The organism is Nocardia sp. PLKS1-43 (assembly GCF_059510335.1).
In genome coordinates this window covers 1-23,099 of the sequence record NZ_JCAJZQ010000026.1, presented here as the reverse complement: position 1 = coordinate 23,099, position 23,099 = coordinate 1, and the positions used below count along the sequence as shown (strand labels likewise).

Annotated in this window: 24 protein-coding genes; 9 read left to right on the top strand and 15 right to left on the bottom strand. The window is 62.2% G+C overall.

Features of this window, described 5'->3' with window-relative positions; all coding sequences use genetic code 11:
* Positions 1 to 319: 319 nt before the first annotated feature.
* From AC5WS7_RS40070 to AC5WS7_RS40020, 11 genes are all read right to left on the bottom strand, one after another.
* A complete protein-coding gene (locus AC5WS7_RS40070; RefSeq protein WP_495959887.1) occupies positions 320 to 826 on the bottom strand; it encodes a MarR family winged helix-turn-helix transcriptional regulator in 507 nt (168 codons plus the stop codon).
* A gap of 255 nt (positions 827 to 1,081) precedes the next feature.
* Positions 1,082 to 1,549 carry a nuclear transport factor 2 family protein gene (locus tag AC5WS7_RS40065; protein ID WP_495959886.1) on the bottom strand — a complete coding sequence of 156 codons (468 nt, stop codon included), beginning with the start codon at positions 1,547 to 1,549 and terminating at the stop codon, positions 1,082 to 1,084.
* 218 nt (positions 1,550 to 1,767) lie between these two features.
* The gene (locus AC5WS7_RS40060) at positions 1,768 to 2,139 is read right to left on the bottom strand and encodes a nuclear transport factor 2 family protein (RefSeq protein WP_495959885.1); all 372 of its coding nucleotides are present in this window, start codon (positions 2,137 to 2,139) and stop codon (positions 1,768 to 1,770) included.
* Positions 2,140 to 2,314: 175 nt separating this feature from the next.
* On the bottom strand, positions 2,315 to 2,683 hold the full coding sequence (locus tag AC5WS7_RS40055; protein ID WP_495959884.1) for an EthD domain-containing protein: 369 nt from the start codon (positions 2,681 to 2,683) through the stop codon (positions 2,315 to 2,317).
* Positions 2,684 to 2,719: 36 nt separating this feature from the next.
* Entirely contained in the window at positions 2,720 to 3,559 is an 840-nt protein-coding gene (locus tag AC5WS7_RS40050; protein ID WP_495959883.1) for a mycofactocin-coupled SDR family oxidoreductase, read from the bottom strand.
* A 118-nt stretch (positions 3,560 to 3,677) separates the two neighbouring features.
* Complete coding sequence (locus tag AC5WS7_RS40045; RefSeq protein WP_495959882.1) at positions 3,678 to 4,709, bottom strand: mycofactocin-coupled SDR family oxidoreductase; 1,032 nt, start codon at positions 4,707 to 4,709, stop codon at positions 3,678 to 3,680.
* A gap of 40 nt (positions 4,710 to 4,749) precedes the next feature.
* Positions 4,750 to 5,214 (bottom strand): nuclear transport factor 2 family protein, encoded by a 465-nt coding sequence (locus AC5WS7_RS40040; protein WP_495959881.1) that lies wholly within the window; start codon positions 5,212 to 5,214, stop codon positions 4,750 to 4,752.
* A gap of 37 nt (positions 5,215 to 5,251) precedes the next feature.
* Complete coding sequence (locus tag AC5WS7_RS40035) at positions 5,252 to 6,094, bottom strand: mycofactocin-coupled SDR family oxidoreductase (RefSeq protein ID WP_495959880.1); 843 nt, start codon at positions 6,092 to 6,094, stop codon at positions 5,252 to 5,254.
* A gap of 49 nt (positions 6,095 to 6,143) precedes the next feature.
* Positions 6,144 to 6,521 carry a nuclear transport factor 2 family protein gene (locus AC5WS7_RS40030; RefSeq protein ID WP_495959879.1) on the bottom strand — a complete coding sequence of 126 codons (378 nt, stop codon included), beginning with the start codon at positions 6,519 to 6,521 and terminating at the stop codon, positions 6,144 to 6,146.
* Between the two features lie 51 nt (positions 6,522 to 6,572).
* Positions 6,573 to 8,168 carry an FAD-dependent oxidoreductase gene (locus AC5WS7_RS40025; RefSeq protein ID WP_495959878.1) on the bottom strand — a complete coding sequence of 532 codons (1,596 nt, stop codon included), beginning with the start codon at positions 8,166 to 8,168 and terminating at the stop codon, positions 6,573 to 6,575.
* A 364-nt stretch (positions 8,169 to 8,532) separates the two neighbouring features.
* Positions 8,533 to 9,099 (bottom strand): aldehyde dehydrogenase family protein, encoded by a 567-nt coding sequence (locus tag AC5WS7_RS40020; RefSeq protein WP_495959890.1) that lies wholly within the window; start codon positions 9,097 to 9,099, stop codon positions 8,533 to 8,535.
* 319 nt (positions 9,100 to 9,418) lie between these two features.
* Here AC5WS7_RS40020 and AC5WS7_RS40015 point away from each other — a divergent pair, with 319 nt between their 5' ends.
* Positions 9,419 to 10,675, top strand: a complete 1,257-nt coding sequence (locus AC5WS7_RS40015; protein ID WP_495959877.1) for an FAD-binding oxidoreductase — start codon at positions 9,419 to 9,421, stop codon at positions 10,673 to 10,675.
* Positions 10,676 to 11,081: 406 nt separating this feature from the next.
* Positions 11,082 to 11,429, top strand: coding sequence for an IS3 family transposase (locus AC5WS7_RS40010; RefSeq protein WP_495959876.1), 348 nt, complete (start codon positions 11,082 to 11,084; stop codon positions 11,427 to 11,429).
* Between the two features lie 398 nt (positions 11,430 to 11,827).
* Here AC5WS7_RS40010 and AC5WS7_RS40005 read toward each other — a convergent pair whose 3' ends face one another.
* The 3 genes from AC5WS7_RS40005 to AC5WS7_RS39995 all read right to left on the bottom strand — a co-directional run bounded on the left by AC5WS7_RS40005 (position 11,828) and on the right by AC5WS7_RS39995 (position 15,338).
* Complete coding sequence (locus AC5WS7_RS40005; RefSeq protein WP_495959875.1) at positions 11,828 to 12,037, bottom strand: hypothetical protein; 210 nt, start codon at positions 12,035 to 12,037, stop codon at positions 11,828 to 11,830.
* 416 nt (positions 12,038 to 12,453) lie between these two features.
* Positions 12,454 to 14,436 (bottom strand): acetoacetate--CoA ligase, encoded by a 1,983-nt coding sequence (locus tag AC5WS7_RS40000; protein ID WP_495959874.1) that lies wholly within the window; start codon positions 14,434 to 14,436, stop codon positions 12,454 to 12,456.
* Positions 14,433 to 15,338, bottom strand: coding sequence for a fumarylacetoacetate hydrolase family protein (locus tag AC5WS7_RS39995; RefSeq protein WP_495959873.1), 906 nt, complete (start codon positions 15,336 to 15,338; stop codon positions 14,433 to 14,435). The genes AC5WS7_RS40000 and AC5WS7_RS39995 overlap by 4 nt, the downstream gene beginning before the upstream one ends.
* A gap of 260 nt (positions 15,339 to 15,598) precedes the next feature.
* Between AC5WS7_RS39995 and AC5WS7_RS39990 the strand changes: the two genes are divergently transcribed.
* The 3 genes from AC5WS7_RS39990 (at position 15,599) to AC5WS7_RS39980 (ending at position 17,642) form a co-directional block, all read left to right on the top strand.
* A complete protein-coding gene (locus tag AC5WS7_RS39990) occupies positions 15,599 to 16,447 on the top strand; it encodes a GntR family transcriptional regulator (protein WP_495959872.1) in 849 nt (282 codons plus the stop codon).
* Positions 16,448 to 16,661: 214 nt separating this feature from the next.
* Entirely contained in the window at positions 16,662 to 16,877 is a 216-nt protein-coding gene (locus AC5WS7_RS39985; RefSeq protein WP_495959871.1) for an FAD-dependent monooxygenase, read from the top strand.
* Positions 16,878 to 17,285: 408 nt separating this feature from the next.
* The gene (locus tag AC5WS7_RS39980) at positions 17,286 to 17,642 is read left to right on the top strand and encodes a DoxX family protein (protein WP_495959870.1); all 357 of its coding nucleotides are present in this window, start codon (positions 17,286 to 17,288) and stop codon (positions 17,640 to 17,642) included.
* Positions 17,643 to 17,728: 86 nt separating this feature from the next.
* Here the strand turns inward: AC5WS7_RS39980 and AC5WS7_RS39975 are convergent, their stop codons facing one another.
* Positions 17,729 to 18,016 (bottom strand): FAD-dependent oxidoreductase, encoded by a 288-nt coding sequence (locus AC5WS7_RS39975; protein WP_495959889.1) that lies wholly within the window; start codon positions 18,014 to 18,016, stop codon positions 17,729 to 17,731.
* Positions 18,017 to 18,943: 927 nt separating this feature from the next.
* Between AC5WS7_RS39975 and AC5WS7_RS39970 the strand changes: the two genes are divergently transcribed.
* The 4 genes from AC5WS7_RS39970 to AC5WS7_RS39955 all read left to right on the top strand — a co-directional run.
* Entirely contained in the window at positions 18,944 to 21,253 is a 2,310-nt protein-coding gene (locus tag AC5WS7_RS39970; RefSeq protein ID WP_495959869.1) for a thiamine pyrophosphate-binding protein, read from the top strand.
* A 23-nt stretch (positions 21,254 to 21,276) separates the two neighbouring features.
* Positions 21,277 to 22,521 (top strand): 2-oxo acid dehydrogenase subunit E2, encoded by a 1,245-nt coding sequence (locus tag AC5WS7_RS39965; RefSeq protein ID WP_495959868.1) that lies wholly within the window; start codon positions 21,277 to 21,279, stop codon positions 22,519 to 22,521.
* An 18-nt stretch (positions 22,522 to 22,539) separates the two neighbouring features.
* The gene (locus tag AC5WS7_RS39960) at positions 22,540 to 22,803 is read left to right on the top strand and encodes a DUF3263 domain-containing protein (protein WP_495959867.1); all 264 of its coding nucleotides are present in this window, start codon (positions 22,540 to 22,542) and stop codon (positions 22,801 to 22,803) included.
* A 146-nt stretch (positions 22,804 to 22,949) separates the two neighbouring features.
* On the top strand, positions 22,950 to 23,099 hold a 150-nt coding region (locus AC5WS7_RS39955; protein ID WP_495959888.1), incomplete at its 3' end, for a transposase.

Genomic DNA, 23,099 nt, shown 5'->3' with positions numbered 1-23,099 from the left:
CGGGATGTCCGCGGGATCGGCCTCTCGCTCGCCCATCCGCACTCAAAGCGACAGTCCCCGTTCCGCTGCGGGCCTGAATATCGCCTGCACATTCCACCGAACCACTTGCCACCTCGCGGCCCGTGCGGTTGAACGACTCGTGCATTTGCGTCCGGTACGGCAATCCGATGTCGTCGCATACGACGACGTCGCGCTCGAAGCCCTCCGACTCGCCGACCCTGACGTCGCGACCCATTTCGCCCGCCGCGTCTTGGCGCAGCTCACCCTGCCCAGTGACGTGCCAGGGGTGAGAGCGGTGAGGTGACCGTGAACACTCGTGTCAGGGCAGATGATCCATAGCTTCGCAGGGGCTGGTTCCGGGTTGCGATCGGTGGACGTTCATTGCCAAGCGGCTGATCAATGTTGCTAGGGTGTCTGTTTCCGAGTCGGACATTCCTGATAGCAAGTCGACTTCAGCTGCGGCAACCCGCTTTTCGAAGTCTGCGAGCAGATTCTTTCCTGCGTCGGTCGCGATGATCTTGCGGGCACGACGGTCGGCAGGGTCCGGAATTCGCTCGACGACACCAGCCGCGACGAGGTCGTCGAGGATGTACGTCAGGACGGTGCGGTCGATGGAGAGGTGCGCTGCGAGAGCGAGTTGGTTGGGCGGGTCGCGATGAACGACGGTCGATAGGATCTGATATCCCCGTATTCCGCTGGGCAGATCGGCGACCGCATCCTCGAATCGCGTCTGATAACCCCGCAAAGCCATGCCTAAGTACCAGCCGAAGTCTCCGGGTACGAGACCGGTCACCGATGTACGCGGGGCAGGTGTGGGGTTGGACACAGCAACAGCATACCCGATGGTGTGCTGTTGCCAATATGTTCTGCTGGTCAACCTATTTCTCTGGCTGGATTGGCGTCCAAGGTCGCTCGAATCGGCGCGCCGGCCCGTCGTAGCACGCAAAGAGGCTGTGGGAGTCCGGGAGATCGCGCGGAACTCGCCACAGCCATGTAGAGCAGGTTCGGATCATGCCAGTGCAGCGCCATGCCACGGTCGGAGGTGCACGGCCGCATCCCGATGTCGGATAGGTCAGGCGGCTCAGCTGGTGGGATCCCCGGGTTCGAAGGCATCGCCAGCGCTCCAAACGAACGTCAGATCCACCGACACAAACCTCCACCCATTCGGGGTGCGTCGATAGTTGTTGTCGTACCAACCGCCGATGTCCGCGTGGCGGCTGGGGGAGTTTGCGGAGGCGAGGTGTACGGCCTGCAGATAGTGGTTCGAGCGGGCGGTGTCGCCGTCGATCTCGATGCCGATATTGGCGAACAGGTGATGCGTTCCTTCGAAGGGGGCGAGGACGCGTTCGACGCTGTCCGCCATTTCGTCCTTGGGGATGCTTCCGAAGGGCAACACAATCTGTCCGTCGTCGGCGAAGAGATCCGCGAATCCCGTCCAGTCCTTGGTATCGGCGCATCGAGCGTAGGAGATCAGCAGATCGTGGATCTGAGCACGATCTGTGAGCCAGGTGATCTGTTCCTCGATGCTGACCGGTGACGCTGTGGGCATAAGAGTGCTCCAATTTCTGAGTCCCGCTCAGAGGCGGTGGCGTGTGAATTCAGGAGGCCGCAGCCTCACGCGGTGGACGAATCCGGCTCGATCATGCGGCGGGAAATGCACCTGGTCCGTGGAAGCCCTCCGCTGTCGAGTGGCAACAGACGGCTTCCACGCTTCCGGCGCGCACAGTCGGCCCGATAGCGCCCCTCGGTGCGAGGGCGGGCGGGCAGCTAGTCTGTCGAGGCGGCAACGACTGGGCTCGCGTCGACGAAGATCAGGTACTCGGTGACCTGACCGTCTTCGACGCGAGTGCGCGTCACGGCGGGCAGTGTGAAATTCTCCCCGTTCTGCATCGTGTAGGTGACTTCCACGCGCAGGGCGGTGACGTTCGAATCGGTCCACTCCTCGTGAATGACGTGCTTCATCCCCGCAACGGACCGAAGGTAGGACGCGACCCAGGACTGAATGTTTTGGCGTCCAATGATGGTTTCATTGTTGCCCATGCGGAACACGCAGTCTTTCGCGAAAAACCCGAAGAACGCCGCGATATCGGTATCGGCAGCCTCGAGCAACTTCCGGGTGGTCTCCAGCTCGGAGTTCATAGTCGGCATTGTTGTTCTCCTTCTTGATTATTCGCCTGGCGTGCAGGCGGCTGCGTTCGTGGAGGCGGCTCCCGGCGGTGTGCAGGTCTCACCTGCGATGTACGCGACGGAGTACATGGCGGCGTCACCGAAGATGTATGGGACATGCATTTTGTATCCCATATTACAAGGTTTGTTACTCGCGTACGTCGACCACTCGCCAGCGGACGCCGCCGGGAGCGATGAAGTTGTCTTCGTCGGCCCGGACCTGATTGAGGATGTCCTCGGAGAGAAAGGCTCTGATCAACTCTTCGGCCTCGGCCCGGCTTGCGAACCTGGCCTCGGTGATCACCGCGATATCCGGAACCGATGTATCGTCACCACGACCCTCGCAAAGCTCCACCGAAAGCGGATCGTCGTCGAGAACGTAGTTCCGCCGGTAAGACAGAATCGTGCTCGGCAGTAACCGCCCAACAAGCGGAACATGCTTGTTCTCGTAGTATTCGACGAATTCCTCACGCGAAATGTCTTTGCGCTTACGAATGGTTAAGATGGTACTGAACACAGAGCGACTCCTGGGCGGGCGGTTCGGAAATGCGGACTACTTGACGAGGTACCCGGCATCAACCGGGAGGGCCACACCAGTGATGTACCGAGCCTCATCCGAGGCAAGGAACAGCACCGCGTTGCTGATGTCGATCGGATCAAGCCACGGAATCGGAAGCAGATTCGCTGCGATATAGCCAGAACCGGGTTGCTCCGCGTCCGCTCGAGTCGGGGCGTCGAGGTGCGGCATGAAGAGTTTCAAAATCGTATCGTTGACTAGCATCTCGGTATCGACGTTGCCGGGGCAGACCGCGTTGATGCGGATGAATTCGAGTCCGTGCTCTATGGCAAGCGACTTCACCAGTCCGAGAACCCCATGCTTGGAGGCAACATAGTGCCCCAGGTTTCCCTGTCCGCGGATGCCAGCGGCCGAACTCGTGAAGATTACGGAGCCGCCGTTGCCGCCTGCCTGAATGTGCGGGATCGCCGCCTTCGCTGTGAGCCAGGCCCCTGTGAGGTTGACGTCGAGCACATCTCTCCATGCCTGCTCGTCGATATCGATGGTTCGGGCAAACGAGGCGATCCCGGCATTGATGGAGACGGTATCGAGGCGACCCAGCTCGGCGACGCTCGCTGAAATGGCGCTCTCGATCGATGCGCGGTCACGGACATCGGCCGTGGCGGTCACGACCCGACGGCCGAGCTTCTCGACCATCAGCGCGGTCTGTCCAAGGTCCTCGACTGTGCCCATGGTGTGATCGGCGGACTCGATCTGATCGCAGAGATCGATCGCGATGATGTCGGCGCCTTCTTCGGCCAGACGTACTGCGTGACTTCGTCCTTGGCCTCGTGCGGCGCCGGTGATGAGCGCGACTTTCCCGTCGAGTTTTCCCATGCTAGCTACTCCTGAGGTTGTGCTGATGTGCCGATTCGGCGCTCGGAAGAGGGGCACGCGCGAAAGCGGGCCCGAACTACTGGTGTCGCCGACGCCGCCTTGCGAGTGCCGGAGGGGGTTAGTTGCCGAGTTCGGCCAGCCGCTGGCCGAGGAACGGGGTGATTCCCGGAGGCTGGATCGTCATTCCGGCGTCCACGGGAAGGGCGATGCCGGTGACATACTTGGCCTCGTCGGAGGACAGCCACAACACCGCCTCGGAGACTGCGCGTGGCTCGACCCACGGAATCGGCAGGAGATTGGTGGCTGTGGCCGGAAACTCCATGTCGGCGACGGTGGCATTCGGGTCGCCGCCGGTGAACATCGTCTGGATGAATTGGTTGTGCAGCATGGGGGTGGCGACGTTGGTGGGGCACACGACGTTGACCCGGATCCAGTCCGGGGCCAACTCGGCGGCGAGCGCCTTGCCGAGGCCGATCAGGCCGTGCTTGGAGGCGACGTACCCGGGAAACCCGTAGAATGCGACCAGTCCAGCGGCCGACGATGTGATGGTGATCGACCCGCCACCCTGCGCACGAAGCTGCGGGATCGCTGCACGTGCGGTGCGCCACACCGAGCTGAGGTTCGCTTCGATGGTGGCATCGAAGATGGCATCGGCGTCGTCCTGGTCCACCGCATGTGGGACCCCAATGCCGTGATTGATCACGACGGAGTCGAGTCGGCCGAACTCCTCGACAGTCTGCGCTACGACCTCACGCATTCGTGCCGAGTCACGGGCATCAGCTTCGATCCCCAGACACCGCCGATCGAGCTTCTCGACGAGCGCGACGGTCTCCCGCAGGTCCTCAGGCGTCGACATCGGATACGGAACCTCGGCGACCTGGCTGCATATGTCGGTCGCGACGATCTCGGCGCCTTCCTCGGCGAGTCGGATCGCATGCTGACGCCCCTGCCCTCGCGCTGCGCCCGTGATGAGTGCGACCTTGCTTGACATGCGTGCCATCTGAAACTCCCTGCTGTGTGGTGCGGTGCCGCCGTGTACCTCGACGACTTCGGTGTGAGTACGGGTGAGTGTGTGCGATCGGCGATTACTGCCAGACCGGGTGTCCTTGCCCGTCGCCAAGAAGGTGGTGGAAACGGATTGCACGATCACGGAATGGAGCATGAGGCAGTCATTTCCGGAATCGAGAACGTCAGCTTCCGACAGCCTGTACCGACTTCAGGTGCAGGGACATGTCTGTGGTCCCGTCCGTCTCGGTGCGGCGCTCATGGAAGTGCCACTGCCCGTCCGTGCGAGCAACGGCATCGTCATAAGCGCCCTGAAACATGATGTGTGGCGCGGCGCCGGGTACCGATTGAAAGACGATCACGTACGAGCGGACCTGAGCGCGGGTTCGGTCGTCGGCGATGTCGATCCGGATGTTGGACACGGTGTGGCGTGTGGCGGGAACGTCACCGTAGAGGATGACGTTGTCGTGCAGAAAGTTCGAGACGGCCTCGAATCCGAAGCACGGAGTCTCCGGGTTGAGGAACCAGGTTCCCCGGGTGAACAGCCGAGCGGTGTCGTCGAACTGACCGGAGTCGATTCCCGCGCAATAAGCGAAGATCAAGCGGGTGATCGCGTCTTCGTCCCGAAGACGCTCAAGGGTGAAGACCATGGAGTACTCCTCGGTGAAGGGTGCCGGGTACCCGGGGTCAGCGCTTGAGGAGATAGCCGGCGTCCACCGGAAGCGCGACACCGGTGACGTAGCGTGCGTCGTCGGACGCCAGATAGAGGACGGCCTTGCTGATGTCGGACGGGTCGACCCACGGGATCGGGAACAGATTGGCGGCGACATATCCCGAGTCGGGTTTGATCGCGTCTTCCCTCGTCGGGGAGTCGAGGTGGGGGAGGAAGAGCTTGAGGACGGTGTCGTTGACGATCATCGGGGTATCGACGTTGCCCGGACACACCGCATTGACTCGAATATCGTGCGGTGCCAACTCGATGGCCAACGACTTCATCAGGCCGAGGACCCCGTGCTTGGCCGAGACGTAGTGCGCGAGGTTCGCCTGACCACGTATGCCTGCATCCGAACTGGTGAAGATGAGTGCGCCACCATTGGTGCCGGCCTGGATGTGGGGGACGGTGGCCTTGGCGGTCAGCCATGCTCCGGTCAGATTGACGTCGAGCATCTCGCTCCACATCGCTTGCGACATCTCCAACGCGGGGGACAGGCTGCAGATCCCCGCGTTTACCGACACGACGTCGAGCCGGCCGAGAGCAGCGACTGCGTGATCGACAGCCTGAGTGAGGCCGTCGAAGTCGCGTACGTCGACCTCAACCGTGATCACCCGACGTCCGAGCTTTTCTACTTCCTTTGCCGTGTCGGCGAGATCCGACGGTGTCGGCATCGCGTAGGGCACGGAGTCGATCGGTGCACACCGGTCGATGGCGATGATGTCGGCGCCCTCGGATGCCAGCGTGATGGCGTGACTGCGGCCCTGGCCTCGCGCCGCGCCGGTGATGAGGGCGACCTTGCCGTCGAGCTTTCCCATGATGACTCCTGTGTGTTTAAGTGCAGCGGAAGCGGTCCTCCGGGAGGGCTCAGGCCAGTGCGGTGGTGTCCACGTAGACGCGGTAGCTGTTGATACGGTCGCCGGTGAACGCGAGGAACGAGCATCCGTTGAGTTCGACGACGTTTCCCTCGGTGAAGGTGTAGGTAACCACTACCTCGACGCCGATGATCTGTTTGACGGGATCGACCGTCGTCTCGATGATCTCGTGTGCAACCGAGGTGAAGTTGTCCTTCCAGTTACCGATGAATGCGCCGATGGCGTCCCGGCCGGTGACCGGGTCCAGGTTGTTGAAGATGAACACCGCGTCCTGGGTGAGCCGGCGATCGAACACTCCGGGGTCGTTGGCGTCGAGTTCGCGGTAGAAGTCCGTGGCGGCCGTGGTGTAGTCGAAGGTCGTCTGAGTCATGTGCTTTTCCTCGATGGCGTGGTGTGTGGTGGGTGCTCTGCCGGGGTGTTGTCAGGAACCGGTGAGGTGCATGGCGGCGAGGTAGGCGGCGCACTGGATGAAGCCGATGGTGTGACCGCCGGCCCAGTACGCCTCCCCGGATGGTGTTGCGGCGCAGTTTCCGACGGCGTACAGGCCTGGGATGGGTTGATCGTCGGTGCGTACGACCTGCTGGTGGTGGTCGACGCGGGGCCCACCGGCGGTGTCGATCAGGGCGGGCCCGAGGATCGTCGCGTGGTAGGGACCTTCGTCCGCGAGCGGCGCCATCATGGGGTTCGGGCCGTCCCCGACCCCGAAGTAGGCGCTCAGGGCCAGTTCGATGGGGGTGGACCCGCGTCCAAAGTCATGATCGACGCCCTCGGCAGCCATCGTGTTGAAGCGCTCGACGGTGGCGGCCAGCGCGCTGCCGAACTGGGGTTCGAGTTCAGCCTGGCCGGTGATCGCGCGGAGTCGTTCAAGCCGTTCACCAATGCCCTTTTCCAGGTCAACCAGTGAATCAGCGGTGACGACCCAGTAGGGATCGTCGCCGGGTGCGGCGATCGGATTGCCGAACCCCTCGCCGCCGAAGCGCTGCGCCGCCTCGTCCCAGACAGCGATCAGTGGGTTGTTGGGATAGCCGCCGAGTTGGCCGTCCCAATGGAAAAAGGCGCGGGCGAAGTCGTGGTACGGCGTCTTCTCGCTGAGAACACGTTTGCCGAAGCGGTTGACGATCAGCATTGAGTCGCCGGGGATCATGAATGATCCGCGAACCGAGGTGGGATCGTGAAGCAACCGTTCGAGCACCATCGGTGCCCGCATCCCGACGTTCATATTGGCGAAATCTGCACCGGCCTCGCGTGCGATCGCGAGGATGTCGCCGGTATTGGTGCGCGCCGCGCATCCGCCCACATAGGGCTGATCGAGATAGCGTAGCCGCAGAGCTGGATCCTGTGTAAATCCGCCGGTGGCGAGAATGACGCCCTGTCGGGTCCTGACCCGGGTCTGCTCACCGTCACGTTCGATCACCGCTCCGATAACGGAGCCGATTGCGTCGCGGACCAGCCGGGTGATGCGCGTCCCGGTCGCGACCGGGACGCCGGCCCGCTTGCATGCCGCCATCAGCTTGCTGACCAACACCGCCCCGCCACTGGGGCCGCCCTCGCTCTCGGCGGGAAAGAGGACCCGACCAGTCGGTGCCGCATTCTCGGGCAGATGTGCGTAGTAGTCCGGGAAATTGGCTGCATGCCCGAAGTCGAGGACTCCGAGTTTCTCGTAAGCCTCCGCGGCCTCGGCGGCGTGATCGTAGAACGCTGCGATTCCGCGGTACTCCCACTCCGGAAGGCCCAAGGTCCCGTGCGCGGGGTCGTACAGCCGGGGACGGCTGAGCTTGGCCATATATCGCAGCGCGTCGTCGCGCGGATCGGTATCTCCGCTGGCGCGGAGATACTTGTTGTTCGGAATCCACATGTAAGCAGCGGATTTCGCGGTGGTGCCGCCAACCTTCTCGGCCTTCTCGACGACCTCGACTCGTGCACCGGTGGAGGCGGCGACCACCGCTGAGCCGAGACCGCCGATGCCGCTGCCCGCGACGAGTACGTCGATGGTCCGGTCCCACTCGGGTTCGATCATCTGCTGGTCTCCAATCAAAATCGCTGCTGTGCACGAAGTGCGGACTATCCGCTGTCGCTGGATCGGGGGCGATCGCGCGGTGCGTCGAACCTGCCGTTATTTGATATAACATCCAATCTGGCTGTGTCGGCAGCCACATCAAGCCGCCGTTGTGGTGTAGACCACATAGTGCCATGCAATATGTGATAACAGCAAGGGTTTTAATGGAAGAGGAAGCCGCCGGTGCCTGAATGCGCAGGTGGCAGCTGTGTGAGATCAGTTGGCTCGTTCAAGGCCGGTGCACGCACCGCCGCTCGTGGCGGCGCCATTCAGACGTGAGTCGCCGCGTAGCGGCCGATTCGCCTTCCCCGAACCGCCGGTAAGATCAGCGAGGTCGATCGATCCGGGACCGCGAACCGCGACCGGGCGTGACCGGCGACGTCGGTGCATGCGATGCGAAAGGCCCCTGTCTCTGGCAGGGGCCGAGCGTGTTCATTCTCCCGCGAAGAAATGGCGAGATGGATGTGAGCGCCACCTGGTCCTTCGGAAGGCCGACCGCGACTGCCGTGCTTGTTCTCTCGGTGATCGGGCGGAAGAGAATGCAGCGCGAGAAGCGGGGGCGGCGCCGGGAACGGTCAGGTGGTCGGGGGAAGGGGGAACGTAGTGTTTGATCTCCGAGGAATTCCTTGAGTGCGCGTATTCCGCGGAGTCTCCCGACCCCACTTTGTTTGAACCCGCCCTCTTCCATCTGGTCGAAGATCATCGCCCAGGTGTTGGTCCAGATTGTCCCGGCGGCGATTTCGCGGCCGACGCGGAGCGGGCGGTCGACGTCACGAGTCCAGATGCTCGCTGCGAGGCCGTAGTCGGTGGCGTTGGCGCGGGTGATAGTCTCCGCCTCGTCGTTGAAGATCTCGAAGGTGGCTACGGGGCCGAACACTTCCTGTTGAACGATTGGCTGGTCGCTTCAGTACGGCATCTCCACCTACATCCTCGGAAGTGACGACACCACGACTGTCGAACGGTTCGGGCAGGAAGTTGCCCCCGCCGTCCGCGAGCTCGTCGCCAACGAACGCGGCACGAGCGTACCGCTCGACGAGACAGCCGTACGACTGACAACCCCCGGCCGAGGCGGCGCCACCCGCAAGCCCAGCGCCGCAGATCCGGGAGCCGAACTCAGCTCCTGTATCGACTATGTCACACTCCCGGACCGTCTCGCCGACAAGACCGTCACACCCCGCGACGCCGGGTACGACGACCTGCGCTCGAGCTACATGGCCGTCGGCCGACCCGGCCTGATCATCATGGCGGAAGACGCCGCCGACGTGGCAGCCGCCGTCACCTACGCCGCCGCCCAAGATGCCGCGCTGTCGGTACGTTCCGGCGGGCACGGCATCTCCGGCTCCTCGACGAACATCGGCGGCATCATCATCGACCTCTCGCAACTGGACGCCATCGAGATTCTCGACACCACCACCCGTCGTTTCCGCGTCGGTCCCGGAGCGACCTGGGGATACGTCGCCAAAGCGCTTGCAGCCCGCGGGTGGGCGATGACGTCGGGAAACTACGGCGACGTCGGCGTCGGCGGTTTGGCCACCGCCGGCGGCCTCGGCTGGCTGGTCCGCAAATACGGCGTGACCGTCGACCACATCAAGGCCGCCGAGGTCGTTCTCGCCGACGGCCGCCGCGTCCGTGCCGATGAGGACACCAACTCCGACCTGTTCTGGGCCGTGCGAGGCGCCGGGGCATCGATTGGCATCGTCACCGCACTCGAGTTCGAAGCCATCGAACTCAGCAACGTTGTGTTCGCCAACTTCACGTTCGACGCAACCGACACAGCCGAATTCCTCGAGCGGTGGGCCCGGTATCTCGCCGATGCACCGCGAGAGCTAACGAGCTTCCTCACCGTGTTCCCGGCTCAGGGCGGATACGGACCAGTGGCTCAGGCTCTGTCCGTCTGGGCAGGCCAGGATGCCGATGCGGCGGTGTCCGCGTTGGAACCGATGCTGAGGATGGCCCCGGTCATCGACCAACACGCGCAGCTGATCCCATACTCGGCCCTGGTGACTCCCACGGACAGCCGTCACATTGGGCAGCAGAAGATCAAGATCCGCAATGGCTACCTGTCCGAGATCGCCGCCGCCGACGCGGCAGCGCTCGCGAAACTGCTCGACCAAGATGCAGTGACACTCCTCGAGTTGCGTTCAGTGGGCGGAGCCGTCAGCGACATCGACCCCGACGCAATGGCATTCGCCCACCGAACACCGCAGGTGTTGGCGGCCGTCTGGGCGCTGCCCGACATGGACGATGACCTCGACCGCGCCTGGGAAACCATCACCCCACACCTGGACGGCATGTATGTGTGCTACTCCTCGGATACCCGACCTGAACGCATCCACGACGCCTACCCTACCGACACCTACCAGCGGCTGACCGACATCAAACGCCGGCTCGACCCGAACAACCTGTTCCACCGAGGACTCACGGTGGCCTCGACGAACGACGAAAAAGTGGCCGGTTCGCGCGGGTAGAGAATTTCGGTTCGCGACACGGGCGCCTGCGGACGCACCGCTCCGCGTACGAAGGGCCGTACCGGATCCTGCTGAGCGGCAGCGCTATGTCACTCGATATGGCACGGGGATCTCCTCTTCGACGACGAGAACCCGTCCGGTGGCTTGCGCTTGATGTGCAGTACGTCCTCGACGGGCGCCGGTGCTAGCCAACGCAGTTCGATCACCCGAACGGGGTCAGCAAAATTCTGGTCACTCCTGCGGCGGCCCGAGCGGTGTGGTGAGCGGGTTTCATCGTGACTGGAAAATGCTAGGCCCGGCCACCAAACGCCGTGCCGTCGACATGCTCCGCAAGGTGCGGGGTGTGTCGGAACGGTTCGCGTGCAAGGTGGTTGGGCTGCATCGGTCTACGTATCGACGGTTGCCGATGCCGCGGACACCGGCCGACCCGGATATGGGGTTGCGTGCCTGGTTGCGCTGTTGCGCGAGGAAACCCCGTGTCACGGGTTCCGGCCGGGCCTGGGCGGCGTTGCGGTTCAACGAGGGCAGCGTGGTGAACAAGAAGCGGGTGCACCGGTTGTGGCGTGAAGATGGCCTGCAGGTGCGTGAGCATCATCCGCGCAAGCGGGCCGGTGTCTCGTCGATGCCGCCGGTCGATGCGGATGCGCCGAAGGTGGTGTGGGCGTTGGACTTCCAGTTCGACTCCACGGTGGCCGGCAAGGCGGTGAAGATCGCGTCGATGGTCGACGAGCCCACCCTCATACCGAATGCCTGAACCGAAATCACTGGACGAGCCTGCTCGAGACCCGGGTGGTGATCGGCGATTCCACGGACGACCACAATTGCCGGCATCGGTATTCGGCGCTGGGCTACTTTGACGCCGGCCGAGTACGCTGCGGCCTGCACCCACGCCCACCACCCGGTGGTGTGCAGCATCTACTGGATCTGGACGAATACAACCTGGACTCAAAGATCGGGTGCTCCCGTCATCGGGGACCGGTCAATCAGGCCGATGACATGCCAATCGTCCACGATCTCGGACTTCGGGACGAGGAAAGCCACCGGAGCGCCGCTCTGTTCCGGCGGGCCAGGCACGATGATCCATATGACTGACCGCGGTGTAGATCGATGTCAGCCACCCGGGCGATCCATCGGCGGTGGCGAGGGTGGCGATCACCTCGAGTTGCACCGCCGTGGTGCGCGGCAGCCGTCGCGCTCGACCGGAGTGACATCGCAGTCAGCCCAGCGGCGAGCCTGCTTGGAAATGTCCGGTGCGCGCCATAGGGCCAGTGCCTCCGGTGCCGCTTCGCCGACAGTTGGCGCGATGGACTTGGCGGCGTCGAGCAGTCCTTGCATCTTGGCGTGGTCGGGAACGACGTTCATATCGCTCGCCTTCGTTCATTCGGATAGTGGTGCTTCAGGCGACGATTGATCTCCTGTTGACGTCACCAGCCTGGAGCGGGAAGCTTCCGAGCGTAGTTGTCCGCATACGGCGGAAATCGGCAGGCGGGTGGATCTCGGATTCCACAGAGAACGGTACGTGATCTGAACCATATGCTTCTTGGGTGCAGCGCAATAATTTGTACTCTATATTCTTACTCACCGCGCAGGTATCGATCTTATCGAGATATTTTGCTCGCCTCCGGCGAAAACGACCGAACAATTTCAAGCTTAGAAAAAAGGTAGGTCGCCGTGATTTCTCAAGGTACCCGCGCCGATACGCCGAACCACCGGGACGTCGCAACAAAGATTTCTATGCACGTCCCGATGATCCAAACATCCGACCTAACCGTATGTGGCTATTGTTTAGCGAGTGACTGCAGGAAGCGGGCCGCGTAGTCGAGGTACCAGTCGAGTACGTCGGGGTCGGCGACGGTAGCGCGATTGACGGCGGTGGATTCCGGAACGCCTTGTATCAGACGTTTGATCGGAACCTCGAGTCGCTTACCTGTACGGGTCGTGGGAATGGCTGGCGCCGGGAGGATCACGTCGGGGACGTGGCGCGGAGATACGTTGGTGCGGATCGCATTCCGGATACGATTGATCAGCTCGTCGTCGAGGTCGACTCCTGGTTCGAGAACCACGAAAAGCGGCATGTGATAGTTGCCGTCCGGAAGCTCCGCCCCGATCACCATACTCGCTGTGATTTCCGGCAGTGACTCGACGGCCTCATAAATGTCAGCAGACCCCATCCGCACCCCGTCCCGGTTGATGGTCGAGTCCGAGCGGCCATGCACTTGGAATGTTCCTCGGGTAGTTCGGGTTATCCAGTCGCCGTGCCGCCATACGCCGGGAAAGGTGGCGAAATACGCGGCCTGATACCGGGAGCCGTCGTGGTCGTTCCAGAATGTGATCGGCATGGATGGCATCGGCGCGGTGATTACCATTTCGCCGACTTCGTCTGTTACCGGTTCGCGGTCTTCGTTCCATGCCTCGACTGCGACGCCGAGGCATGGGCCCTGCAGTTCGTCGGCGATGACAGGTGTGAGTGGATTCGCACCGATGAACGCCGTAGCGACATCGGTTCCGCCACTGTCGGAGCCGAGGTGGATATCCTTCGCGACGCTGTGATAGATCCATCGCCAGGTCGAATCGGGCAGCGGCGATCCAGTGCTCATGATCGATCGCAGCTGCGAGAGGTCGAATTCGGCACCCGGAGCGCAGCCGTTCTTCTCACACCCGGTCAGATAGGCGGCACCAGTGCCGAAACGGGTAACCCGATGATCCGCGCAGATCTCGAAGAGCTTGTCCGGTCGACCGGCAAGCGGGCTGCCGTCGTAGGTGATGACAGTGGCGCCGGTGGACATCGCGTCGACGAGCATGTTCCAGACTACCCAGGCGGTACTGGCTGCGATAAAGACGCGATCATCTGGCCCCAGATCGTAGTGCAGGCCGTTGGCCTTCAAACTCTCGAGCAGAATGCCGCCGTGTGAATGCACGATGCCCTTCGGCAAGCCGGTGGTGCCGGAACTGTAGAGGATCCACAAGGGGTGGTCGAATGGCAGGTGTTCGTACTGTGGTTCGGCGTTGCCGCTGACAAGCTCTGCGAAATCGGCCACGCCGGCTGGCACCGGCTCATCGGGGCGCAGATTGCGAACCATGATCGTGTGTTCGACGGTCGTCAGCTCGGTGCGCAAGCCCTCGAGTATCTCCGTCCGATCGATCGCTCTGCCGTTGAAGACATATCCGTCGGCAACAATCACTACGGCCGGTTCGATCTGAGCGAACCTGTCGACGAGGCCTTTCAGCCCGAAGTCCGGGGCACAGCAGGACCAGATCGCGCCGATGCTGGCGGTCGCGAGCACGGCGACAACGGTCTGTGCCGTATTCGGCAGAACTGCCGCGATGCGGTCTCCGCGCTGGACTCCGATACTCCGGAAATGAGCGGAGAGGTTGGCTACCTGCTGGACGAGTTCAGCACGGGACATTTGCCCGGCGGTGCCGTGCTCGTTGACCGAGATAATCGCGGGCCCGGCAGCGTCGGTATGGCGTAGAAGATTCTCCGCCCAGTTCAGGTGAGCGTCAGGGAACCATGTTGCCCCCGGCATCGTCCGATCGGCGAGCACGGTGGCAGAAGCCCGGGAGCCGATCACGTCGAAGTACTCCCAGATCGATCCCCAGAATGCGTCGAGGTTGTCGACCGACCACTGCCACAGATCAGCGAAATCCCGGGTAGAGATTCCCCTGTCGGACTCCAACCAGCGCTGATACTGTGCCATGCGGGAACGTTCGAGGCGTTCCGGTGTCGGGGCCCACAGGACGTCGGGACCGTTCGCGATCATTGTTGCGGCTCTTCCTTTCCGGCTACGGCACCGTTCGAGAGGTCGAGGGGGTGTGGGCGACGGCTCACTGCGAAGCGGTGGCGCATTTCTCCGATGCCCTCCGCTTGGGTGACGAGTTCGTCGTCCGCACCGATCAGACGCTGGGGGCTCCGCGTGAATCCGATGCCCGACGGCGTCCCGGTAAAGATGAGGTCGCCGGGTAGCAGGGGCAGCACCGACGACAGGTAGGCGACGAGGGCGGGGACCGGGAAAATCAGGTGTCGGGTCCGTGACTTCTGCAACTGCTCACCCGACAAGATCGTGCTCAACTCGATGTCGTCAGGATCGTCGAGTTCGTCGACCGTCACCAGCGTGGGTCCGATCGGCGCGAAGCCGGCGAAGGACTTCGCGAGACTGTACTGCTGCGGCGCCGGACCAGACAGTTGCATTTCGCGCTCGGACAGATCTTGGCCGACGGTCAGGCCAGCGACATAGTCCCAGCCCTCGGACGCAGGGACATCTCGGGCTTGCCGACCGATGACAGCGACCAGTTCGACCTCGAAATCTACCGAGCCGCCCGGATGTTCGATGGTGTCGTATGGGCCTGTGATCGATGCCGGAAACTTGGTGAACACGAACGGGGTTTCGGGTGTCTCGATGCCAGCTTCCTTGACATGGTCCGCATAATTGACGCCGATCGCGAAGATCTGCCCAGGGCGTGGGACGGGGGCACCCAGTTCGGACTCGATAACTGGCGCACTCGCGGCCAGGTCCAGCTTCGCCTCCCAGGCGCGAAACTCGTCCCAGCGTGCGAAGATGGCCTGCGGATCCGAGGAAAATCGACTGTCGCTGGCTTGCTCGACGTCGATAGCGAGATCGTCGCGAACGATCTTGAGCCGGCCGGATTGATTGACAATGCGCATAGAGACGTTCCTGTCGGTGGTCGAGTTGTTCGAGACGGCTCGGTCCGCGGCATCTGATATGTGGCGCCCCGCGGGCACGCGGCGAGTCACCGAGCCTTCCCGAAGCGCGCAGTAACCTGCTGATAGGCAAGTGCTCGCAATATGTTATAACAGTACAGTCGCCGCTGCAACCATGGGAGTCCGCGGCGGCAGTCAGCTTTCCGCCATCGCGGCGACGCGCCAAAGGTAGGGGGCCTCGTGTCGACAGATAGGTCATCGCGATGACAGCAGGTGGTGGGCGCAAGCAAAGTTTCGTCCGTGCCCTGGATCCGACATCGGTTGTCGACCGGGTCAACAAGGAGATTTGCCGCGCGATCGTGGCCGGAGACCTGCGGCCTGGGCAGCGATTCTCCTTGCGTGAGATGGCGGGCCAGCGCGGGGTGAGCTTTATGCCGGTTCGTGAAGCGCTTCGGCAACTCGAAGCGCAGGGGCTGGTTGTTATTCGCTCCGGTCGCAGCACCTATGTGACACCCTTCGACTCCGACGATCTGCGGGGCATTTATCGGTTACGCCGCCAAATCGAGCCGGATGTTGCTTCCCGCTCGTGCCGGCTGATGGACGATGCCGATTTCGCTCGTCTGGCGGAGTATGTCGACCTTTTCGCTGATGAATCCCTCGGAGTCGACGAAGTCTACGAGTCGCACCACAAGTTCCACGTCGAGCTACTGCGGCCGGCTGCTATGGCCTGGGATCTGCGTCTGTTCGAGGGACTGTGGCGTGCGGCCGAACGCTACCTGCGGCTCGCATTCCTGAACCTCGACACCGATCCCAAGGAGCACGGTCGCCGCTTGCATGCGCATGACGACCTGCTCGGAGTGTTTCGAACCAAGGATCCAGAGCTGGTCGCGGGGCAATCATGGCCCATCTCGCCGAGAACGAGCAAGCTGCTCAGCGGGCGTTGGGCTCGGTCGTGCGCTGACTGCGTCGATCGCGACGGGCAGGGCGCTGATTCTTGGAAAATTTTCTCAAAGGGTTGCCGTTATAACTTATTGCGTGCAGACTGTGAGGCGGCACACACACTGCGAGCCAAAGTATGGGGCGCAACAACTCCTCCGGCCTGTAGAAGCTAAGAAGCGGAGGCCGTGCACACCCTGCACGGCGTGCGGCTACAACCCGAAAACCATAGTCCTGAAGGTCCTGTCGAGGCGATCGCACATTGTCCCCGAACGCAACAAGCAGATCCCGCACGTGCACACATCGCCAGGCCGTGCCTTCCGGCGGTCCTATAACCGAAACGTCGTCACCTGTCGTACAGAAAGAATGAGTTCGGCCAATGTCCACATCATGGAAGCGTCAGTGCTCATTATCGTCACCGGCGGATGCGGGTTGTCGGCATCGGAGTTCCTGTCCGAGCGCGGCGTCGATCGCTACCTGGTGGAACAGCGAAGTGAGAGTTCGTCGCTGTCCCAGGCGTACTACCTCAATCGACGCACGATGGAGATACTCCGCCAGTACGGAATCGATGACTCGATCGGTGAAGTCGGTACCCCCACTGTCTGATCAGGGCCGCAAACAATGATCCCTCTGCCGGGTTTGCCAATATTCTGGCTTGGATTACGGACTATCTCAGAGCGGTCGCCGCCGCTCGATACGGCATTCTATAAGGATGGCCTGAAGGTGAGATTGTCGCGTCCTTTGCGTCGAGATCTCTTACCCGATGGAAAGCCATGCCGAATTTCCTCTGCCCGTTGTCATGCGCACACAGGTGCGGGATGGCCGGATGATGGGGTGTGATTTTTGAGGATCCAAGCCCTTTTCTTGCTGAAACGGCCTGACCACACGTTCAAAAATAGTGGTGACAACGCGTGATATCTGATTATGGGCAGTCGGCGTCTTTGCGGCGAAGGCTGAACTTATATGAATACTGATTGGTCACCCCTCGCTATTTAGCAAACTAGGAGAACATCGATGCATGTCGCCACCATTGTAATTGCAATTCTACTCGCGGTATTTCTCGGCTTCCTCGGCATAAGCAAACTGGTCGGCACCAAGACTGTGAATGCATTGCTCACTCATCTGCGCGTGGGTAATTCCATCGGTCGGATGATCGGCGCCGCGGAATGTCTTGCGGCTCTCGGGTTCATCGGAGCGGCATTGTCTCTCAAGGCTGCTGGCATCGTTGCGGCCATCGGTGTCTTGCTGTTGATGTTCGGTGCGGTGTATTATCACGTGCGTGCGGGAGACAAGAACGCGAAAGACCTTGCTCCCGCCATTACGGTCATGATCCTCTCTATCGCGATACTCGGTTTGTTGGCAACGGCGTAGCTGCTGACTGCTCGGCGGTTCCGGGCTTGTTGTTGGCTATACGCAAAGCGCGACTTCGTTCAAATCCGTGCTGGCCACGACTTCGTTCAAATCCGTTTAGGCCCGGAAATTCGCTGCATGCAATCGATCAGTGGGAGCGCCAGTCGTTCGACGACGGTCACGTCCATGCCCGCAGCACGTGCGGCCGCCGCGATCTCCGCGCCGATGAATCCCGTGCCGACCACCATGGCGCGTCGATTTGGTCGCAGCTCACCGCGCAACCGCACAGCGTCCTGCATGGTGCGCAGCGTGTGGACGCCCGCGAGTTTCTGCTGTTGGCGAGCGACTGCAGCGGGCTCCGGTCGCGATGACGAGGTCGTCGAAGGCGAGCCGATCGCCGTCCGAGGTGGTTACCTGCCGCTTGGCTCAAAGGCGTCCGGCCGGACACCTTTGAGCCAGTCGACCTTGAGCGCGCGTAGTGTCTCCGCAGGCCGCAATACCGCTTTTGCCGGATCCCAGGTGCCGTGCAGGATCTGTTTGGACAGTGGTGGCCTGTCGTACGACAGGCCTGGTTCGGCGGCCAGCACGGCGATCGGTCCACTGTGGCCGGTGTGCTGCCCCTGGATTGCCCGTTCTGCTCGGGCTGCAGCTCGTCGATGTCGTCCAGTTGCCATGCCGAGCGCCGTCCGCGACCCCATCGCGCGCGATGACTGGCCGGTAAGCACCTGATTCAGAGCGTAGCCCTCCTCAGTGCTGAGCGGCTCCCGATCTCTGTGTTCTGAAAGTGTACTTCAGATTGGGGCTGCTCCAGCACGTCTTCGGTCTTGAGGAGTCCGCGACCGGCGGGTTCGTTGGAATGTCGAGCCGTGGACGATTACCCACTGAGCTCCGGGTAGGCAGCATCACTATATGTTATATCATCTGGTGCCCATGCGAATCGGCTTGCTCCATGCGCAGATAAACGACGGCGTTGATCCGCGTCGATGCCTGTGTGCCTGTTTACGGCCTTTCGGGCCGAGTGTAGCCCCCGGGGTGTCGTGTGGGAGATTGCGTAGGATGCAGGAGTGTTATAACATAGAACAGCGAGAGGCTGTCTTGCTGTGAATCCGGCAGGTTGGCCACTGAGATGCCCGCACCCACGACACATCGGTCCAGGGGACGCGGCCACCGCCAGCGGCGAGCGGAACCGTCTGTATCGCGCGTAGGCGGCCGACCTCCAGTACATGTCGGTCCGGGTTAGATGTGGTCCGCGCTGTGGTGGCATACCGCGGCGCGAAGCGCTTTTGACAGCTCGGCAACACATTCAGCTAGGGAAACGTCAGATGAACCCGACAACTGAACTCCATGACCTCGATGTTCTCCAGGCAGTGGAGCGTCGAGTGTTATGGCTTTCGACCGCGATGATCCATCACGCGAACCGCATTCGGCCGAACCCAACAGGACTCAAGGTGGGGGGGCACCAGGCATCGTGCGCGTCGATGATCTCGATCATGACGGCGTTGTGGTTCAACCACCTGAAACCGGGAGATCGCGTATCGGTCAAACCGCACGCGTCGCCGGTACTGCACGGCATCAACTATCTTTTGGGACAGCTCGATGAGTCCTATCTGACGACACTGCGGGCATTCGGGGGGTTACAGTCCTACCCCAGCCGGTCCAAGGACCCCGATCCGGTCGACTACTCGACCGGTAGCGTGGGTATCGGTGCCACCGCACCGATTTGGGGTGCGGTCGCGCGTCGCTATGTCGAAACAATCAGTGGCACAGCGGGAACTGGACGACAGTATTCGCTGGTCGGCGACGCTGAACTCGACGAAGGCGCCGTCTGGGAGGCAATTCTGGATCCGGGAGTTGCTGATCTCGGCGAGATCGTCTGGGTCGTGGATCTGAATCGGCAATCGCTCGACCGAGTCGTTCCCAACATCGCGGCCACGCGGCTCGAGAGGATGTTCAACGCAGCGGGGTGGCAGGTCATCACCCTGAAGTTCGGCAAGCTGCTCGAAGAACTGTTCACGAGGCCGGGCGGATCCGCCTTGCGTGAACGTATCCTAACGATGTCCAATCCGGAATATCAGCGTCTGCTGCGGTGCACAGCGCCCGAGGTGCGTGACCGGCTTCCAGACGACGGGCCTCACCACAACGACATCGCACAGCTGATCGGCCAACTCGACGACGGCACCTTGCTCAAAGCCATCCGCAACCTGGGCGGCCACGACCTCGAGGCATTGAACTCTGCATACGAGCAAATCGACGACACACGCCCGACCGTCATCATCGCCTACACGATCAAGGGTCACGGACTGCCGACCCAGGGACATCCGCAGAACCACTCGTCGCTGCTGACTGCTGAGGAGTTCGCTTCTCTCGCCCGCGAGTTGGGTATGGAGTCCGAACATCCGTGGGGCCGCTTTGCACCAGACTCGGCGGCTGGGCAGCTGTGCATCGACACCGCCGCGCGACTGCACCGCTCGCCGGTACCGGCCGCGTCGCCCGTGAAAATCCCGGTTGATATCGGGCGTACACCGAAAGGAACAGCGACCAGCCAGGCCGCCCTTGGGCGCGTCCTGCTGGATCTGACCCGTGAGGCGCCCGATGCGGCCAAGCGAGTCGTCACCGTGAGTCCCGACGTCAGTTCCACCACCAACCTCGGCGGCTGGGTCAACAAGGTCGGGGTGTGGTCGGCTGACGAACGCCACAACTGGTTCGCCGATGATGCCGAGACCATCATGCATTGGCGGGAAAAGCCGACTGGCCAGCACATGGAACTCGGTATCGCCGAGACGAATCTGGTCGGCCTGATTGCGGAGTTGGGTGCGACCTGGAGTCGTTGGGGTGAGCCGTTGTACCCGATCGGGGTGCTGTACGACCCGTTCGTCGAACGGGCGCTGGAACCGTGGTCGTACGGGATCTATGCGGGTGGGCAGTCGATCCTGGTAGGGACTCCGTCGGGTGTGACGCTTGCCGCCGAAGGCGGTGCGCATCAATCGATCAAGACGCCCTCGATCGGCCTCGAACAGCCGGGCTGTATCAGCTACGAGCCTGCCTTCGCGATCGAGGTGGAATGGACATTGTTGGCCAGTCTGGCTCGTCTCGGTAAACCGGACGGTATGTCGGCGTATCTGCGACTGTCGACCCGTCCAGTCGACCAGGGTCTCGCAGACATCCCCCCTGATCCGGCCGCCTGGGAACGACGACGGCGACAGGTCGTAGCAGGTGCATATATGCTCCGTCGGCTAGAGGACGCCCAGGTCACGTTGGTGGGGATGGGCGCCATGATGACCGAGACCTTGGCCGCAGCGGTTCGACTCGCCGACATCGGTATTGCAGCCGACGTCGTGTGTGTGACTAGTCCCGGATTGCTGTTCCGGGCCATCCAGGCCAGAAACGGCCACAGCGACGGTGAAACCTGGATCCTCGATCAGGTCTTCCCGCCCGACCATGCGAAGCCGATGGTGACGGTGCTGGACGGGCACCCACACACCCTCGCATTCCTGGGAGGCGTCAACCAGGTGCCGATTCGGCCTTTGGGAGTGACACACTTCGGCCAGGTCGGGTCACTGGACGATGTGTACAAGTACCACGGCATAGATTCCGACGCGATCGTGCGTGCAGCGCTCGACGTCCTCCGATAGCTCACGCGAGAACGGCATAACTCATGATGATTGAACAGGCTATGGAGACGACCGTCGTCTTGCCGAACCTCGGTGAGAGCGTCGAAGAAGGAACCCTGACCCGTTGGCTGAAACAGCCTGGAGATACCGTCGCGGCCGAAGAGCCGCTATTGGAGGTCGCCACCGACAAGGTCGACACCGAGATACCGTCACCAACTTCCGGCGTGCTGGTCAAGATCCTCGTTGAGGAGAACGAAGTTGTACCGGTCGGAACCGCCCTGGCAGTGATCAGTGCTCAGTCCGGCGCTGCTGTGCAGGAGCGGACTGCGGCTCCAGAGGCAGCCACTGACCAGAATCTCGACCCGCCGACCTTGAACGCCGCGTCGGTCACTCCGGCCGGCCCGGCGTCGGCTGCCCCGGCACAGAGCAGCCCGGAGTCGTCGCCGCAACCCAGTGCGAGTCCGGTTCGAACCGTCGATCTGCCGCCGATGACCGAACCGAGTCCGGAACAGCAGCCCACACCGCCCGCAGTATCGCAGGCGCCGGTTCCCGACTCCGGCCAACGATCGAGCGACGCGCAGTGGGAGAAACTTCCACGAATTCGTCAAGCGATTGCACGTGCGATGGTCGACTCGTTGCACACTTCGGCGCAACTCACCACCGTCCTCGAGGCCGATGTCAGCGCGGTTGCTCGGCTCCGCGAGAACCACAAACAGGAGTTCTTCGAACGTACCGGTGTCAAGCTCTCGTTCTTCCCCTTCTTTGCGAAGGCAGCCGTTAGTGCACTGAGTGAGCACCGGATGCTCAACGCCTCGCTGAATGCGAGTACAACCGAAGTGATCTATCACGAACATTGCCACCTCGGCATTGCCGTGGACAGTCCGCGAGGTCTCATGGTCCCGGTCATCCGTGATGCGCAAAACCTCAGTGTGGAGGGCCTCGCCCGGTCCATCGCCACCGCCGCCGAGCGGGTTCGAACTGGCAAGATCACACCGGACGAGCTGGTCGGGGGTACCTTCACACTGACAAACACCGGAAGTCGCGGCGCATTGTTCGACACCCCTATCATCAACCAACCCCAGACCGGGATCTTGGGTACCGGTGCGGTGGTCGAACGTGTGGTGCCCTCTCGCGACGACGCCGGCACACTCCAACTCCGCGTTCGGAGCATGGTTTATCTTTCGGTCACTTACGACCATCGCATTGTCGACGGCGCAGATGCAGCTCGGTATCTCACGACGATAAAGCGTCACCTCGAAGGCGGATTCACCGCTGCCGATCTGGCTTAAATCAGCAGGTGAGCAGTCATGAAGCAATACGAAAAGGCAATGCTCGACCATGCCAGGAGGTGGCGCAACTTCGGTGGCGGCGACGAGTACCTCCTACCGGAGTTCGGTCTGCGGGTCAGCGAATTCTATCTGCGCCTGTCTCTGTTGCTGCGCGAGCGTCGTAACGAGATCGATGATGTGACCAGGGATCAACTCGGCATGTTCTGTAAAACCAAACTAGCCGAGTGCAGCGGACGAGCCGTCAACCATCGGGAATCGTACCGCGAACAGGCCGGTCATTGATCGTGCCTTCATACCGCTGTGGGTCGGCGCCGCAGATCCGCCGCCGGCCCACAGTGCACCACTGCCTGGCGTCGATCAGGTCATTCGCTCGCTGAGAATGTGATTCCCCTCGTACCGTGGAGGCCTGATCTTTGAGGAAAGGCCTGATGGCGGAGAAGAGACGTAAGTTCGATCGGGATTTCCGTGAGGGAGCGGTCCGGATCGTGCACGAGACCGGGCGCCCGATCGCGCAGGTGGCCCGGGAGCTGGGCATCCATGAGGGCACCCTGGCCAACTGGGTAGCGCGCGACCGGCAA

Excerpts from the sequence above, each read along its gene's own strand:
- AC5WS7_RS40065 (WP_495959886.1), bottom strand. The coding sequence starts at position 1,549 with ATGCCCACAGCGTCACCGGTCAGCATCGAGGAACAGATCACCTGGCTC.
- AC5WS7_RS40060 (WP_495959885.1), bottom strand. The coding sequence starts at position 2,139 with ATGAACTCCGAGCTGGAGACCACCCGGAAGTTGCTCGAGGCTGCCGAT.
- AC5WS7_RS40050 (WP_495959883.1), bottom strand. The coding sequence starts at position 3,559 with ATGGGAAAACTCGACGGGAAAGTCGCGCTCATCACCGGCGCCGCACGA.
- AC5WS7_RS40040 (WP_495959881.1), bottom strand. The coding sequence starts at position 5,214 with ATGGTCTTCACCCTTGAGCGTCTTCGGGACGAAGACGCGATCACCCGC.
- AC5WS7_RS40035 (WP_495959880.1), bottom strand. The coding sequence starts at position 6,094 with ATGGGAAAGCTCGACGGCAAGGTCGCCCTCATCACCGGCGCGGCGCGA.
- AC5WS7_RS40030 (WP_495959879.1), bottom strand. The coding sequence starts at position 6,521 with ATGACTCAGACGACCTTCGACTACACCACGGCCGCCACGGACTTCTAC.
- AC5WS7_RS40025 (WP_495959878.1), bottom strand. The coding sequence starts at position 8,168 with ATGATCGAACCCGAGTGGGACCGGACCATCGACGTACTCGTCGCGGGC.
- AC5WS7_RS40015 (WP_495959877.1), top strand. The coding sequence starts at position 9,419 with ATGGCCGTCGGCCGACCCGGCCTGATCATCATGGCGGAAGACGCCGCC.
- AC5WS7_RS40010 (WP_495959876.1), top strand. The coding sequence starts at position 11,082 with ATGCCGCGGACACCGGCCGACCCGGATATGGGGTTGCGTGCCTGGTTG.
- AC5WS7_RS40005 (WP_495959875.1), bottom strand. The coding sequence starts at position 12,037 with ATGAACGTCGTTCCCGACCACGCCAAGATGCAAGGACTGCTCGACGCC.
- AC5WS7_RS40000 (WP_495959874.1), bottom strand. The coding sequence starts at position 14,436 with ATGATCGCGAACGGTCCCGACGTCCTGTGGGCCCCGACACCGGAACGC.
- AC5WS7_RS39995 (WP_495959873.1), bottom strand. The coding sequence starts at position 15,338 with ATGCGCATTGTCAATCAATCCGGCCGGCTCAAGATCGTTCGCGACGAT.
- AC5WS7_RS39990 (WP_495959872.1), top strand. The coding sequence starts at position 15,599 with ATGACAGCAGGTGGTGGGCGCAAGCAAAGTTTCGTCCGTGCCCTGGAT.
- AC5WS7_RS39985 (WP_495959871.1), top strand. The coding sequence starts at position 16,662 with ATGGAAGCGTCAGTGCTCATTATCGTCACCGGCGGATGCGGGTTGTCG.
- AC5WS7_RS39980 (WP_495959870.1), top strand. The coding sequence starts at position 17,286 with ATGCATGTCGCCACCATTGTAATTGCAATTCTACTCGCGGTATTTCTC.
- AC5WS7_RS39970 (WP_495959869.1), top strand. The coding sequence starts at position 18,944 with ATGAACCCGACAACTGAACTCCATGACCTCGATGTTCTCCAGGCAGTG.
- AC5WS7_RS39965 (WP_495959868.1), top strand. The coding sequence starts at position 21,277 with ATGATGATTGAACAGGCTATGGAGACGACCGTCGTCTTGCCGAACCTC.
- AC5WS7_RS39960 (WP_495959867.1), top strand. The coding sequence starts at position 22,540 with ATGAAGCAATACGAAAAGGCAATGCTCGACCATGCCAGGAGGTGGCGC.